The sequence below is a fragment of the Bacteroides sp. GM023 genome, from assembly GCF_014750685.1.
Lineage (GTDB): Bacteria > Bacteroidota > Bacteroidia > Bacteroidales > Bacteroidaceae > Bacteroides.
On sequence record NZ_JAAXGE010000001.1, the window covers coordinates 529,521 to 544,643 of the forward strand.

Consider the following 15,123-nt stretch of genomic DNA (forward strand, 5'->3'; position numbering starts at 1 on the left):
ACATTTATGAAAATATCAATTTTATTTTTTATAATAAGTATGTTAAACGTTTGCGGCAGTTATGCCGCAGCGTTTGATAATGTGGTGGGAAAAGTGACTTGCGGACAAAAGCCTGTTGCTGATGTACTGATATCTGATGGTGTAGAAGTTGTAAAAACAGACGCTGAGGGTTCCTTTCATTTTAATTCTAAAAAGACGGAAGGATATGTATTTATTTCAGTTCCATCTAATTATGAGGTAGGACATACCGGTATTATTCCAAGCCATTTTGCCCGTCTGCAAAAAGGATATAATGAGATAGATACAATTAATTTTCATTTGACAAAAAGAGAAAATGATGATTGTAGGATTTTTATGTTTACCGATATACATCTGACTCATGATCCTATTGATAAAGATCTACCTCAATTTGGAAAGACGTTTTATCCCGATATTGTATCAAATATAAAAGATTGTACTGATAAACCTGTCTATGCGATATGTTTGGGAGACATGACGACAGATGTGAAATGGCACGTGAATAACTATGGTTTGCCGGAGTATTTAGAAACTATGAAAGATTTTCCTATTCCGGTATATCATACTATGGGTAATCATGACAATGAACGTAAAGTTGTAGATGGTATTTCTGATTGGGATTATTATGGTGAATCTGTTTATAAAAATATAATAGGTCCTAATTATTATTCATTTAATATAGGAGCTTGGCACGTTATGGTATTGGATAATATTATCACGGGAGGACCAATCGAAAAGAATGGGAAGAAGACATATCAATTTACTTATCGTATTGATGATGTGCAGATGGAGTGGATAAAAAAAGATTTATCTTATCTATCAAAGAATACTCCGGTAATGGTATGTATGCATGTTCCGCCATTAAAATATAAAAGTATGGAAAATGGGGTTCTACAGACAGATTATGATTTTGAGAATGCAAAAGAATTGTTAGCTTGTTACTCTGACTTTAATCAGGTTGAAATGTTTGCTGGTCATACGCATAGGAGTAGTAATTATACATATGGCAAAAATATTAATCTGCATAATTTACCTTCTGCATCAGCCGTCTCATGGAAAATTAACGGTGAGACAAGTAGACTGATCAGTGAAGATGGTTCTCCGGCAGGATATTGGATAATAGATATGAAAAACAACCATATTCAATGGCAATTTAAAGCTGCCGAGAGGGATTTGGAAAGCAGTCAGTTTTTTGTTTATGACTTGAATTGTATTCCTGAACAGTTTGGCGGAATCAAGAATTCTAACGAAGTCTTGATAAATATCTACAATTGGGACCCTGCCTGGAAAATAGAAGTGATTGAAAATGGACAAGTATTAAATGTCTCTCATTGCTGGACTCGTGATCCTTTATATCGTCTGATTAGAAGTGATAAAGATGCATTGCCAGGACGCCCAACAGCTTTTTTGGCAAACCATAATTCTCATATGTTTAAAGTGAAAGCAAAGAGTGCAAAAAGCTCTGTAAATATTCGTATTACTGATCGTTTTGGTAATGTTTATAAAACTGTAATGGAAAGACCAAAGAAATTTTCTTGGGATATGCAGTAAATAAAAGAGTCCTGACCTGTCTTTAGTGGGTTTGTTGGGGGATACCGGATACTAAATGAAAGCAAAATGCTTTTTCATGAGTATCCGGTATTTTTTATTCTATTTTTTGTACTTTTGTCCATAATAACACAGTTGCTATGGGAAATTATTTCAGATTACCAGATATTGACTCCTTTATTCAAAAAGTAATAGTACAGGGTAATTGTGGCTTTGACATCTCGACGAGAAGAAAACGAATAAATATAATTATGATTAAGCTAGTTATACTAACTTTGCTCTTTTCAGTATCTTTTGTACCAATGTTTGCCCAAACAAGTGGATATCCGGAATGTAGAAATCAGATAGAAGCTATCAATAAAATGCCTTTGCAGGTAGCATACCTTGTACCTGTGGATAGCTTGGGACAATATATGTTTATGGAATTAATGACACCGGAAATGTGTGATCATTGTGAGGTGGTTGCTGATATATCCGGTGGACAGTTTACTTGTTTTGCTACTTTATATTTTGATAATGAAGGAAAACTTCGTAAGACTATCAAGCAATGGGCAGATGGTGGTGATTTAAATAATATTGTCTATTACGATAAACAAGGAAATATCATTTATGCTGTTTTTGCAACAGGAACTGATGAATATGGGAAGTTGTATTCATATAATTCACAGATTTATGTAGATTATTCATATTCGAAACCTTTTTTCCATAATGGATTTCATCTGTGGATTAATATGACGACCGAGGATTTAGCAACTGTCTATAAAGTAAAACTGGACTTACCCAGGAATTGTAAATCTATAATCTTTACTCCGGTTAAGGTAGGAGATAGAGTTTTGTTGTCTACAAATAAAGTCTATGTTTCTCCCAATGGTAATTTGATAAGTGAAGATTATAATTATTTTGGAAGATATGTCATTGTGAATAAGGTAAAAGGTGATTGGTGTATGGTGAAGGGTATTATATCGGCAGCAGGTGAGTCAATCGGCTATATTCCCGCTGATGATTTGGAAATTATAAGATAGGAAAACATGAAAAAGAAAAACTACTTTATAAACTTTGGTATCGGCTTTCTAGTCGGTATGCTTATATCCATTTATCTATTTTCATTCAGAACTGCTGATTTGTATTGGCACGCCTCCCTGCCTTTGGATGTTTTATTGAAATGGATTGGTTATCAATTTATTGCATTTCTGAAAGTCGGATTTATCACTGGCTTTTTATTGAGCTCTTTTCTAGCTGTTCGAAGAGCAGTTTTGAATAAGGAGAAGAGATGGTATAGGCAATTCTTATTTGATTTGCCTTTATTGTTTATCTGCTTCCTAATATCTTGGTTACAAGTAAATTATTTCAATCCGATATCGAAGGTCGGGATTTATCCTGTTGCGATGGCTGCAAGATTCAATGGGGATTATAGAGAAGCTGTAAGAGATACTATGTTTATGGATATGACCAAATCGTTGGAAGAATATCCTTTTCGTTTTACTACGCCGGTTTTGAAGGAACGAATTGCTACGTTTCAGCAACAAATCAGCGGACAAACAATGAAAGCTGATTCTTTATTATCTGTTGTGCCGGATAGCTTGGCTGAGGATATTTATGAATACAATGATTTACAGGAACTAGGATTATCTTATCATAAGCATGTCCGTCCGATACAGGTTTCGCCGGAAAAGTGTGACACATTGTTGCAGGGATTGGGTGATTGTGTGGAAGGTATTAAAACATTATCTGAGAGTTTGAATAAATATGAAAGGGAATTAGCGGGCCGGGAGATGGATTATTATTTTGTCGGTTTTTATATCATAACATTGCTAAGTGGAGCTTTTGAAGGATTTTGGGCTCGTAGAAGGAAACAGAAAAATAGCGGTGGGACTCGGAATAATCGTTTCAGGCGCTTGATGAAAGATAAGCGTTTTGCAATTCCTATCTGTATAATAGGGATATTGGTGCTTTTGTTTTATCAGAGAGGCGTTCAACATATTGTTCATGTCGAACAAGTACCCTGCAAATTTCCAGTTGTTGTTTATGGGAAGATGGAGGAGAATCGAATAACAAGAATCCGTTTTCCGTTTACTGTTGAGTGTCGTAGCTTATCTTTACGCACTATATCTTATAATAGTAATGGGTATTGGAGTGATTGGGAGAAGAAGTGGGGACGCACACATGGAACTTCATCTTTAGTTTTTGTGGAAGACTGTGATACGTTGAAAATGATGGAAAAAGAAAAAGGGAATCCGGTATTGAAGATACATATTTATCCTTCTAAACAATATATTTTGCAACAGGGTTATTTAATCAATAAAGATTCTCTTATCCAGCAATATTTCTCTCCTTATCTGTTGCGGATGCGTGAAGCGGGAAAAGATACACTTCACTTAACCTATCAACAGATGGAACATATTACACCTGGATTAATAGATAGTATATTGTCAGGAGATACAATTAGCATAGGCTTTCGTTATGATGGAAAATCAAATGGTATTGATATTCCGGTAAGAGGTTTCTGATTAATTTTAGTTACCTTTGTTCATTCTAAAAAGAAACAACAACGAAAATTACACATAATACAATGATACTACTATGAAGACTTTGTTTATTAAAACTCTCCGTATTTTGATGCTTTTTATTTTTATTATTTCATTGGGCTTAGGTTATGTTATCTACGAAGATACATTAGCATCATGGTGGATACCTGTTGGAATGGCGCTTTTGGTGGCTTTGGCTACTCTTCCATTTTATAAGAAATGGGTTTGGCTGACAACAATGGATGGTAAGGTTATTAATTGTCTGTGTCATATTGCCTGTGTAGGTGCTGTCAGCTATGCATTGTTTCTTGGTGGCAATTATTGGCTTGCCGATGCCAGTTCCACACATGAAGAAACAGTAATGGTACAGAAAAAATATATGGAAACCCATAAGAAAACCCGCAAGGTTGGTAAACATCGTTATGTATCGAATGGAGTACGTAAAGAATACTACTTGCAAGTTGCTTTTGAGAATGGGAATGTGGAAACATTGCATGTGTCGCTTGCTACTTATAATAAGACGCGGCAAGGAAAGTCAAAGATACTGACTTTGCAAAAAGGTTTCTTCGGACTTCCGGTGATAACGAAAGGACTTTAATCAATTATCATAGCAGATATGGAAAATAGAGAATTGTATGAAAGAATGCTTTCAGGAGAAATGTATAATGATTTGTCTATAGAACTGGTTCAGAGAAGGGAACAAGTCGTTTTTCTGACGAATGATTATAACTCTACTTATGGAAAGCCAAAAGAGGTTCGTGAAGCATTGTTACGTAAGTTGTTGAGGCGTATCGGCGAGAATGTACATTTTGAACCTAACTTCCGGTGTGAATTTGGATTTAATATCAGTATCGGGAATAACTTCTTTGCCAACTTTGATTGTATAATGCTGGATGGGAACCTTATCACGATAGGAGATAATGTCCTGTTGGGCCCACGGGTGGGAATGTACACTGCCAATCATGTGCTTGACCCTCAAGAACGTGTTATGGGCGGATGCTATGCACACCCGATAACCATAGGAGATAATGTTTGGATTGGTGCCGGAGTCCATCTTATGGGCGGTGTTACTATCGGGAGAAATACAGTAATAGGGGCGGGGAGTGTAGTCACTAAAGATGTGCCGGAGAATGTAATTGCTGCGGGAACTCCCTGCAAGGTAATCCGGGAAATAACGGAAAAAGATAAAACTGAATTCAGAGTCTGATAAATAAAAATAGCTTATCAGAGGGAGCGTAAAATAAACTGTGTGGCACTGTCCACTATTTTGTGTAAATAGAAAACTTCAGGATTCAGGTTTTATACTTGAATCCTGTTTTCAAATATAGTTATAAATTGGTTAAAAATCAACGCCCAATTCCAAATGGGTTGATACCATTTCTTTTCAATTTCTGTAATCGCCAGATAAACAGACTTTTTCAGCGCATCATCATTTGGGAATGATAGCTTGTTTTTGGTGTATTTCTAATTTTTCCATTCAGATTTTCAATAAGATTGGTTGTATATATGATTTTTCTAATTTCCACAGGGAAGTCAAAGAATACGGTTAATTCTTCCCAATTTTTTCTCCATGAGCGTATTGCATAGGGATATTTACTACCCCACTTTTGCTCAAAGTTATCCAACTCCATTTTTGCTGCTTCTTTCGTGGGTGCATTATAGATGTTCTTCAAGTCAGAAGTGAACTCCTTTTTTTCTTTCCAAACTACATACCGACAGGAGTTTCTGATTTGATGTACCACACATATCTGGGTGGTAGAGGCGGGAAACACACTTTTGATGGTTTCTGTAAATCCATTCAGATTGTCAGTAACCGTAATTAGTATATCTTCTACGCCACGGGCTTTGAGATCTGTTAATACGCCCATCCAGAAAGCGGCACTCTCATTTTTACCAATCCACATACCTAGTACCTCTTTCAAACCTTCCTTATTAAGACCTACACATAGATAAACAGTCTTGTTGATTACTTTACCATTTTCCCGAACCTTGAATACAATACCATCCATCCAGACAATCATGTATAGGCTCTCCAGGGGACGATTCTGCCACTCTGAGGCAGCCTGGCTAACTTTATTGGTAATAATAGAGATAGCAGAAGTGGAAAGATTGATGCCGTATATTTCCTGCATTTCCGATTCAATGTCAGATACGCTCATACCTTTGGCATAAAGAGAAATAACAAGTCGTTCAATAGATAAACCACGGGATTGATGCTTAGGTACTACCACAGGCTCAAACTCACCTTCGCGATCACGGGGAAGCTGAATAACGGATTAACCCAGCTCGGTTTGAATCTGCTTCTTATAGCTGCCATTACGTGAATTGCCACTATGATCCCCTTGATTGGAGTGCTTTTCATAACCTAAATGATTGTCCATTTCGGCTTCAAGCATTTGCTCATAAACACGGGTATGAAGCTCTTTCATAAAAGCTGTCACATCTTCACCTGTCTTAAATTGAGACAGAAAATCTTTGCTTAAAAATTCTTTGGGAATGTCCATAAAATCTGCTTTTTACAAAGTTAATACATAAATAAAAAAACTACGAGAAGAATCCCGTAGTTTTCTATTTACACAATATTATGGAGAGTCCCAACTGTGTCAAGCGTTCTTTTCTCTACAATCTCTTCGGTCGGGGAACGCCCAGCGGCAAGGGGCGGGACCACCCGTCCCGACGAGCGACAAAATTAGATTAAAATCAATCGTTCTCCAAATTTAATTGCTAATTGTTGTGCTATTATAGCCCAATTCGCAATCGGCATAGTCCACTTTTTACGTACGTTTCGGTAAGCAAGATAAACCAATTTCTCAAGAGCTGTATCCGTCGGGAATACGCCCTTGTTTTTAGTAACCTTACGAATCTGCCGATGATATCCTTCAACAGTATTCGTGGTGTATATAAGTGTTCTAATACCTTGAGTAAATTGGAAATACGCAGATAGTCGCTCCCAATTATCCCTCCATGACTTTATAACAATAGGATAAAGTTCTCCCCATTTCTTATCCAAATTATCCAGTTCTATTTCAGCAGCTTCCTTGCTTACGGCTTTGTAAACAAGCTTTAGGTCTTTCATAAATTCCTTTTGATTCTTGCTGGCTACGTATTTTATGGAGTTGCGAATCTGGTGAACAATACAAAGTTGAACAGTAGTATCAGGATAAACACTCGCAATAGCATCAGGAAAACCTTTTAAGCCGTCTACACAAGCTATCAGAATGTCTTTCACACCACGATTCTGGAGATCCGTAAGAACAGACAACCAAAAATTAGCACCTTCACTATGGGCAATATACATCCCTAAAAGCTCTTTATGACCTTCAGAGTCTATTCCTAAAACATTATAGATAGCCCGGCTGACAGACTGACCACGCTCATCCATTACTTTATAATGAATAGCATCCATAAAAACAATGGGGTAAACAGAGTCAAGACTGCGAGACTTCCAAGCCTTTATTTCCGGAAGCACACGATCGGTGATTGAACTGATTGTATCCGCAGATACACGATTGCCTAAGTTTTCCTCCATCCAATCACTGATTTGACGAGTACTATTACCTAAAGCATACAAACCGATAATACGATCAGAAACACCCTCTGCAAGAATCGTTTCACGCTTCTTTATAAACTGGGGATCAAAGCTGGAATTACGATCACGGGGAGTGGAAACAGTCACCTCGCCTAAGGGAGTTTGAACCTGCTTGTGCATCTTGCCATTACGGCGATTACCATCTTCACGCTCGGTTGGACTAAGATGGGCATCCATCTCACCTTCCAAGGCGGCGTTAAGAATACTTTCTAAAAGAGGAGCAAAAGCACCATCTTTACCTAACAAGGATTTACCCGATTTGAGTTGTTCGAGAGCCTTGTTCTTAATACTTTCAAAATTAAATTCTTCGTTCATAAAAAAACTGTGTTAGCAAAGTTAATTCTTTTTTTTCTTTGCTGACACAGTTTAAATTACATTCTCTTATCAGACCCTAAATATTGTCTTATATAGCTTTTATTTATTCTTTCTAATAAAAAATATTCATATCGAATTTAGTAAATACTGACTAATACCCCAGTCTGTGCATTCAAAGCCTTCTCATAAAAGGCTTTCAGATTAAGAAACTCTTGTTTTAATTCCTGTTTAAGGCTTTCTTCATTTTTCTTGAGCCAAATATTCGGATATATCTTAGCTTTCTTGAATTTCGATATATCTGCATTTTGGAGTAGTACATCTATTTCTACTTCATTGATAGCTTTTACAATTCCGGGAATATTCTCGGGGTCGGTGTAAGCAATGAAATCATCGCAATCGAACACATACGTGCCTACGACAAATTCACTCAATTTATTTCCTTCTATCGGGTCTTGTGCCGAAACTTCGGTCAATAGAAAATGCAGTCCGTCCCATAACTTGTCAATATCATAAGTTTCTGTACTTTCTTCATCACCATATTCTTCTACTGCTTCAAATAAATCATCCTCATCAGTCAATTTATTCATTGTGGCCTCATCCGCCAACATGTAAACACCTAACATTCCCATAATCTATATTTTTAATTAGTATCTATTTATTTTAGCCATTTCTCTTTCCATTTCTGTAAAAGACTTCCCATAAGTGCATCCTTATTTTGAAGAAGAATTGTTGCAGTTGGTAACCCATGTTTGGGATGGCAAAGTTTCTTTTTCAGTGCTTCTTCAGTGACATGCATTACACCATTAGTCTTTTGAATGGTTGAAATAGAATCATCCTTAATTGTATTGACTAATGCATGCAAGTAAATTAACTTATCTTCTTCTGTCACTTGTTTATTGATGCCATCTATCCATTCTCCCTGTTTATTACAGTAGAAAAATCTTAACTGCATAAAATAAATATCCCGATAAATATAAATCAATAAGTTATCGCATTCTTCCGTACTAATCATATCTTCAATCCGGGAAACAATCGTTTCGTATACGATATGTCTTCTTTGTAATGCAATATCTTGAGAAACACCATACTCATTTTCCTTTTCTTTTAAATAAATGGAAAAGATTTTGTCTGCTATCGGAATATGATTATCATCCCGTACACTGAAGGTTATCTCGTGAATAAGTTTCTTAAATTGTTCCAATGCCGGAATATCTATTCCATAATACATATTGAATAAACTCCAACTGGATATAGAACAGGAATATTGAATAGATATAGATTCTTGGGTGAACAACCATTGTTGCATATCGTAGTTTTCGTCCCAGTCGTAGAGGGATGCGCCCATTACATAGCCTGTATAAAATATCCGAAGGTAATCTAACCGCGGCTCTTCAATATACATGCCGGGACGTTTCATAATTTCCTGAAGTAGCGTCCGTGTTGTTTTTAGGTTTTTCATACCGTTTTATTTATTTCATTAAATATACGGAATTAACTAATACGGTTCGGAATAACTCCAGCTTTTTTATCTTTTGTTAAAAGAATGATGTCGACGGAAAGATTAAGCATTACTAAAAAGATTTTTAATCTCACCAATTCTACATCTTGTCTACAAACAAGCCGTGTTCGTCTCATTAAAAAAAAGATGCTATCCTATCCCTTATCTTCGTGACGAAATAAAAACAGAATAAAATCATGAAGATGAATAAAACCAGCTTATTAGAGAAAATATCCATTCAGTCGGGTATCTCTATGGATGAATGTGGAGTAGTGCTCAAGACTTTCGAAAGAGTCCTTAGTGAAGAACTTTCCCGGAAAATAAACCGTTATGGCGGATGGGTACTATTGTTGATAGCTCTATTCGTATCCGTCATAGCTTTCGGACAAACATCGGCGAAAAAAGCACGACCGGTACAGACCATCCGTGGAATAGTGATTGATGGAGCTTCCAAACACCCGATACCGTATGCGACAGTCAGATTATCCCAAAAAGAGGGAGCGGGTACAATAACAGACAGTCTCGGTCGTTTCAGCATACCGCAAGTTCCTGTCGGGCGACACACGGTAGAAGCGGCATTTATGGGATACGAGCCGGGAATTTTCAAAGAGATATTAGTGACTTCCGCCAAAGAAGTTTATTTGGAAATACCACTGAAGGAAAGTGTGAACGAATTGAACGAAGTCGTAGTCCGTGCCCGTACCAACAAAGAAGAAGCCATGAACAAAATGGCCACCACCGGAGCCCGTATGCTAAGTGTAGAAGAAGCCAGCCGTTATGCAGGCGGTTTTGACGACCCCGCCCGCTTGGTATCCGCCTTTGCCGGAGTAGCCCCCAGCGTATCTTCCAATGGAATATCCATTCATGGCAATGCGCCCCATCTGCTGCAATGGAGACTGGAAGATGTCGAAATCCCCAATCCCAACCACTTCGCTGACATTGCCACATTAGGCGGAGGAATCCTTTCTTCCCTTAGCTCCCAAGTACTCGGTAATTCCGATTTCTTCACCGGAGCTTTCCCGGCAGAATACGGAAACGCAGTTTCCGGCGTATTCGACATGAAACTGCGCAACGGCAATAATCAGAAGAACGAAAACACCCTTCAAGTAGGAATCATGGGAATTGACGTAGCTTCCGAAGGTCCTTTGAGCAAGAAACATAAAGCATCCTATATTTTCAACTACCGATACTCCACAACAGGACTTCTCAATCTCGAGGGCGGAAAAATGGACTACCAGGACTTGAACTTCAAACTCAACTTTCCGACACAGAAAGCCGGTACATTCTCCGTTTGGGGAACCAGCCTGATTGATAAATTCGGCAGTGATTTTGAAAAGAACACAGAGAAATGGGAATATATGAGCGACCGTAGCGAGTCAAAAGACAAACAATACATGGCAGCCGGAGGTCTTAGTCACCGTTACTTCTTCAACAACGACGCATCATTGAAAACAACGGTTGCCGCAACATATTCGAAACTGGACGGAGGAGCGACCATGTTCAACCACTCCCTGGGATCTACTCCCTACATGGAACTGGACTCCAAACATACCAACCTGATAGTGTCTTCCATATTCAACCGGAAATTCAGCAACCGTTTTACCAACAAAACTGGATTTACATACACCGCCATGTTCTATAAAATGAACCTTGCCATCGCCCCTTATGAAGCTGAATTGCTGGAAACCGTATCCCAGGGAAAAGGCAACACCAGTCTGATTTCTGCCTACAACAGTTCTTCCGTAGGATTGACCGACCGCTGGACTCTCAATGCCGGTATCTACGGACAACTCCTGACCCTGAATAACAAATGGTCTGTCGAACCCCGTATCGGTTTGAAATGGCAAGCCGCTCCGAAAGTTACCTTTGCACTGGCTTATGGAATGTATAGCCGCATGGAAAAAATGGACGTCTATTTTGTGAAAACGAAAGGCACAGGCGATAAATCCGTCAACAAAGACCTCGACTTCACCAAAGCACAACATGTCATGCTGTCCTTCGGCTACAAGATATCCGACCGCATGAATCTGAAAATAGAACCCTATATCCAGTTCCTTCACGATGTACCTGTAATGGCCGACAGTTCTTATTCCGTGCTCAACCGCTCCGACTTCTATGTAGAAGATGCATTAATTAATAAAGGAAGAGGACGTAATGTAGGAATCGACATCACATTAGAACGTTTCCTCGAAAAAGGACTCTACTATATGATATCCGGTTCTCTCTTCGACTCCCGCTACCGGGGTGGAGATGGCGTGTGGTACAATACCAAATTCAACCGGAACTATGTCATCAACGGACTTATCGGCAAAGAATGGATGCTGGGACGAAACAAACAGAATATTCTTAGCGTCAATCTGAAACTGACCTTGCAGGGTGGTGACCGTTATTCTCCGATTAATATGGAAGCAACGATGAATCATCCCGACAAAGAAGTGCAGTATGACGAAACAAAAGCATTCTCCAAACAATATTCGCCCATGCTTATCGGCAACTACACCGTCAGCTACCGCATCAACAAGAGAAAAGTCTCCCATGAGTTTGCCGTAAAAGGACTGAACTTTACCGGAGCCAAAGAGCACTACGGACACGAATATAATGTGAAAACCGGAAAAATAGATGTTAGCGACGGTTCCACAGTCCTGACGAATGTGAGTTATAAACTTGAATTTTAGCAATGTAGTATAGAAGACCAATCGGAAAAAAGTTTTATCTTCGTCCCCGGAGATAAAACACTTCCGGTTCCCACAATAAAACATATGATAACTGAAACCGCAATAACAGACAATAAATCTACTTTACTATATAGATTCCTCGTCAGTCCGCAACTTCGATGGGTACGCTATTTGGTACTTATTACCATACTGGCTACTATTTCCTTCAACCAAGTTTTTATTATATTCCTCGACTACCTGGATATACTGGGAGGATGGATTTATGCATTTACTTTCTTGTATTTGCTGACTTACATAGGAGTCATTTACCTGAATCTTTTCTGGCTCTTTCCAAAATTTCTGCTGAAAAGACGTTATCTAAGCTACATATCCTTACTTTCAGTAGCAATGATGCTCGCCCTGGCAATACAAATGGCAACAGAATACATATCTTATTCCTACTGGCCGGAACTTTACGAACGTGCTTCTTATTTTTCCATACCTATGGTGATGGATTATATATCTTCTTTCATGCTGTCCACACTCTGTATGATAGGAGGAACAATGACCGTTCTCCTGAAAGAATGGATGATAGACCATCAACGTGTCTCGCAGATGGAAAAAGCCCACGTCCTTTCGGAAGTCGAACAGCTAAAAGAACAAGTCAGCCCCGAACTCCTTTTCAAAACATTGCATCATTCAGGAGAACTGACATTGAGCGAACCGGGAAAAGCATCGAAGATGTTGATGAAATTAAGTCAACTGCTCCGCTATCAACTATATGATTGCAGCAGAACAAAAGTATTGCTTAGCAGTGAAATTACATTCCTGAACAATTACCTGACCTTGGAACAAAACTCCCATCCGCAATTCAACTATGAACTTCTTGCAGATGGAGAAGTAAACCGGACACTGGTTCCACCCTTGCTTTTCATCCCATTTGTGCAACATATTGTAAAATCAATCAACGAACAGCAAATATCAACCCCTGTTTCTCTTAAAATTCATTTGAAAGTAGAAGAGAACACCATTATATTCACCTGTCTTTGTCCGCAAGTGAATCTTCCGGCAGATAAAGGACTCGACAGAATCCGCCAAAGACTGAACTTATTATATGGCAATCGCTACGGACTATTCCTGACGACAGACAGCATAAGGTTAGAGCTGAAAGGAGGTGAAGCATGAACCTGAATACAGAACATAGAGGAATGGAAGATAAAAACGTTACAACTTTCCTGTTAAGTCCTCATTACCGGACATACAGACACCTGTTACTGCAAGCAATAGTTCTTCTGATGACCATTAATGTCTTTTGGTACGAACCTTTGCAGTCAGTTAATTTTTGGCGGCGTTTTGGTGGATTCCTGGCATATTTTGCTTCCATTAATACGGTAATCTATATGAACCTGTATATATTAGTACCCTGTTTTCTGTTGAAGAACCGTTTAGGGCAATACGTCCTGACGGCTGTTCTGACGAATTTAGTAGTCATTGTTTTCATTTCAGTCACGCAAGGATTACTCTTTGAAGTAATTCTGCCCGGAAAAGATCCCGGTAAATTTGCAACTTTCATCAATACTTTTTCAGGTATACTTACCATTGGCTTCGTTACGGCAGGCTCGGCAGCCATATCACTGTTTACCCATTGGCTGCGCTACAACCTGCGTATTGATGAACTGGAATCCACCACCTTACAATCCGAACTGAAGTTTCTCAAAAATCAAATCAACCCGCATTTTCTTTTCAATATGCTGAATAATGCTAACGTCCTGATAAAGAGAAACCCTGAAGAAGCTTCCAAAGTGCTATTCAAACTCGAAGATTTGCTACGCTATCAAATCAATGACAGCTCGCGCGAAAGAGTTTCCTTAGCTTCGGATATTCGTTTCTTGAACGACTATCTGAATCTCGAAAAGATACGCCGTGATAATTTCCAGTTTACATTAAGCCAGGAAGGAGAGACAGATTCCATTTGGATTCAACCCTTATTATTTATCCCTTTTGTAGAGAATGCAGTAAAACATAGTTTCGATAGTGAACACCCTTCATCCGTTCATGTCTCCTTCAAAGTAGACGATGACCGACTTGAATTTCATTGCGAGAACACGAAACCATCCGTTGCCGTCAGCAAAGGGAAAGTAGGTGGAATCGGTCTTGCTAATATCCGGCGCAGGTTAGGATTACTATATCCGGACCGCTACCAACTGGAACAAAAAGAGGATGAAAATCACTATTCCGTAATTTTAAGTATAACATTATGAATTGTATAATTGTAGATGATGAACCATTGGCACGTGAAGCCATGAAATTATTGATAGAGGAGACGAACGACCTTCAATTGATTGGTAGCTTTAACAATGCGGCTACCGCTTCCGATTTTATGGAACAGCACGGAGTCGATTTAGTCTTTCTGGATATTCAGATGCCGGGAATTACAGGAATTGAATTTGCACGAATGATTTCGAAGCGGACATTAGTCATCTTCACTACTGCCTACACGGAATATGCATTAGACAGCTACGAAGTAGATGCAATAGACTATCTGATAAAGCCTGTCGAACAGGAACGTTTTCAGAAAGCAGTAGATAAAGCACTGTCTTATCACTCCCTGCTGTTGAAAGAGGAGAAAGAAGCCATCGAGACAATTGTCGCTGCCGAATATTTCTTTGTAAAGGCGGAACGGCGATACTTCAAAGTCAACTTCTCCGATATTCTTTTTATTGAAGGATTGAAAGATTATGTCATCATCCAATTAAATGACCAGCGTATCATTACTCGTATGAGCCTGAAAGCCATATTCGACTTACTGCCTAAAACCACTTTCCTGCGGGTGAACAAGTCTTATATAGTCAATACCGACCATATCGAATCATTCGATAATAATGATATATTCATAAAATCGTATGAAATTGCTATCGGTAATAGCTATCGGGACGACTTCTTTGAGGGATTTGTGATGCGGCAAAGATTGTGATA

12 protein-coding genes and 1 pseudogene are annotated in these 15,123 nt (G+C 38.6%); 9 read left to right on the forward strand and 4 right to left on the reverse strand.

All coding sequences use genetic code 11. The annotated features are described in order from the left end of the window. Positions 1–6 precede the first annotated feature (6 nt). From HC965_RS01925 to HC965_RS01945, 5 genes are all read left to right on the forward strand, one after another. Positions 7–1,569 carry a calcineurin-like phosphoesterase C-terminal domain-containing protein gene (locus tag HC965_RS01925; protein ID WP_191029843.1) on the forward strand — a complete coding sequence of 521 codons (1,563 nt, stop codon included), beginning with the start codon at positions 7–9 and terminating at the stop codon, positions 1,567–1,569. A gap of 248 nt (positions 1,570–1,817) precedes the next feature. Then, on the forward strand, positions 1,818–2,588 hold the full coding sequence (locus HC965_RS01930) for a hypothetical protein (protein ID WP_223854638.1): 771 nt from the start codon (positions 1,818–1,820) through the stop codon (positions 2,586–2,588). 6 nt (positions 2,589–2,594) lie between these two features. Further along, entirely contained in the window at positions 2,595–4,073 is a 1,479-nt protein-coding gene (locus HC965_RS01935) for a hypothetical protein (protein ID WP_191029844.1), read from the forward strand. A gap of 73 nt (positions 4,074–4,146) precedes the next feature. After that, positions 4,147–4,689, forward strand: a complete 543-nt coding sequence (locus HC965_RS01940; RefSeq protein ID WP_191029845.1) for a hypothetical protein — start codon at positions 4,147–4,149, stop codon at positions 4,687–4,689. 18 nt (positions 4,690–4,707) lie between these two features. Continuing rightward, positions 4,708–5,298, forward strand: a complete 591-nt coding sequence (locus HC965_RS01945) for a sugar O-acetyltransferase (RefSeq protein WP_191029846.1) — start codon at positions 4,708–4,710, stop codon at positions 5,296–5,298. Between the two features lie 92 nt (positions 5,299–5,390). Here HC965_RS01945 and HC965_RS01950 read toward each other — a convergent pair. From HC965_RS01950 to HC965_RS01965, 4 genes and pseudogenes are all read right to left on the reverse strand, one after another. Continuing rightward, positions 5,391–6,595 (reverse strand): annotated as a pseudogene (locus tag HC965_RS01950) (IS256 family transposase). 185 nt (positions 6,596–6,780) lie between these two features. Next, entirely contained in the window at positions 6,781–7,995 is a 1,215-nt protein-coding gene (locus HC965_RS01955) for an IS256 family transposase (RefSeq protein ID WP_191029847.1), read from the reverse strand. A gap of 137 nt (positions 7,996–8,132) precedes the next feature. Next, positions 8,133–8,624 (reverse strand): YfbM family protein, encoded by a 492-nt coding sequence (locus HC965_RS01960; protein ID WP_223854639.1) that lies wholly within the window; start codon positions 8,622–8,624, stop codon positions 8,133–8,135. Between the two features lie 26 nt (positions 8,625–8,650). Then, complete coding sequence (locus tag HC965_RS01965; RefSeq protein WP_191029848.1) at positions 8,651–9,454, reverse strand: hypothetical protein; 804 nt, start codon at positions 9,452–9,454, stop codon at positions 8,651–8,653. 236 nt (positions 9,455–9,690) lie between these two features. Between HC965_RS01965 and HC965_RS01970 the strand changes: the two genes are divergently transcribed. The 4 genes from HC965_RS01970 (at position 9,691) to HC965_RS01985 (ending at position 15,121) form a co-directional block, all read left to right on the forward strand. After that, on the forward strand, positions 9,691–12,168 hold the full coding sequence (locus HC965_RS01970) for a TonB-dependent receptor (protein WP_191029849.1): 2,478 nt from the start codon (positions 9,691–9,693) through the stop codon (positions 12,166–12,168). An 84-nt stretch (positions 12,169–12,252) separates the two neighbouring features. Further along, positions 12,253–13,332, forward strand: a complete 1,080-nt coding sequence (locus tag HC965_RS01975) for a sensor histidine kinase (protein ID WP_191029850.1) — start codon at positions 12,253–12,255, stop codon at positions 13,330–13,332. Next, the gene (locus tag HC965_RS01980) at positions 13,329–14,408 is read left to right on the forward strand and encodes a sensor histidine kinase (RefSeq protein ID WP_191029851.1); all 1,080 of its coding nucleotides are present in this window, start codon (positions 13,329–13,331) and stop codon (positions 14,406–14,408) included. The genes HC965_RS01975 and HC965_RS01980 overlap by 4 nt, the downstream gene beginning before the upstream one ends. Beyond that, positions 14,405–15,121 carry a LytTR family DNA-binding domain-containing protein gene (locus tag HC965_RS01985; protein ID WP_191029852.1) on the forward strand — a complete coding sequence of 239 codons (717 nt, stop codon included), beginning with the start codon at positions 14,405–14,407 and terminating at the stop codon, positions 15,119–15,121. The genes HC965_RS01980 and HC965_RS01985 overlap by 4 nt, the downstream gene beginning before the upstream one ends. The last annotated feature ends 2 nt before the right edge of the window (positions 15,122–15,123 follow it).

What these genes read in the sequence shown, in the direction of transcription:
- HC965_RS01925 (WP_191029843.1), top strand. Translation starts at nt 7, where the DNA reads ATGAAAATATCAATTTTATTTTTTATAATAAGTATGTTAAACGTTTGC.
- HC965_RS01930 (WP_223854638.1), top strand. Translation starts at nt 1,818, where the DNA reads ATGATTAAGCTAGTTATACTAACTTTGCTCTTTTCAGTATCTTTTGTA.
- HC965_RS01935 (WP_191029844.1), top strand. Translation starts at nt 2,595, where the DNA reads ATGAAAAAGAAAAACTACTTTATAAACTTTGGTATCGGCTTTCTAGTC.
- HC965_RS01940 (WP_191029845.1), top strand. Translation starts at nt 4,147, where the DNA reads ATGAAGACTTTGTTTATTAAAACTCTCCGTATTTTGATGCTTTTTATT.
- HC965_RS01945 (WP_191029846.1), top strand. Translation starts at nt 4,708, where the DNA reads ATGGAAAATAGAGAATTGTATGAAAGAATGCTTTCAGGAGAAATGTAT.
- HC965_RS01955 (WP_191029847.1), bottom strand. Translation starts at nt 7,995, where the DNA reads ATGAACGAAGAATTTAATTTTGAAAGTATTAAGAACAAGGCTCTCGAA.
- HC965_RS01960 (WP_223854639.1), bottom strand. Translation starts at nt 8,624, where the DNA reads ATGGGAATGTTAGGTGTTTACATGTTGGCGGATGAGGCCACAATGAAT.
- HC965_RS01965 (WP_191029848.1), bottom strand. Translation starts at nt 9,454, where the DNA reads ATGAAAAACCTAAAAACAACACGGACGCTACTTCAGGAAATTATGAAA.
- HC965_RS01970 (WP_191029849.1), top strand. Translation starts at nt 9,691, where the DNA reads ATGAAGATGAATAAAACCAGCTTATTAGAGAAAATATCCATTCAGTCG.
- HC965_RS01975 (WP_191029850.1), top strand. Translation starts at nt 12,253, where the DNA reads ATGATAACTGAAACCGCAATAACAGACAATAAATCTACTTTACTATAT.
- HC965_RS01980 (WP_191029851.1), top strand. Translation starts at nt 13,329, where the DNA reads ATGAACCTGAATACAGAACATAGAGGAATGGAAGATAAAAACGTTACA.
- HC965_RS01985 (WP_191029852.1), top strand. Translation starts at nt 14,405, where the DNA reads ATGAATTGTATAATTGTAGATGATGAACCATTGGCACGTGAAGCCATG.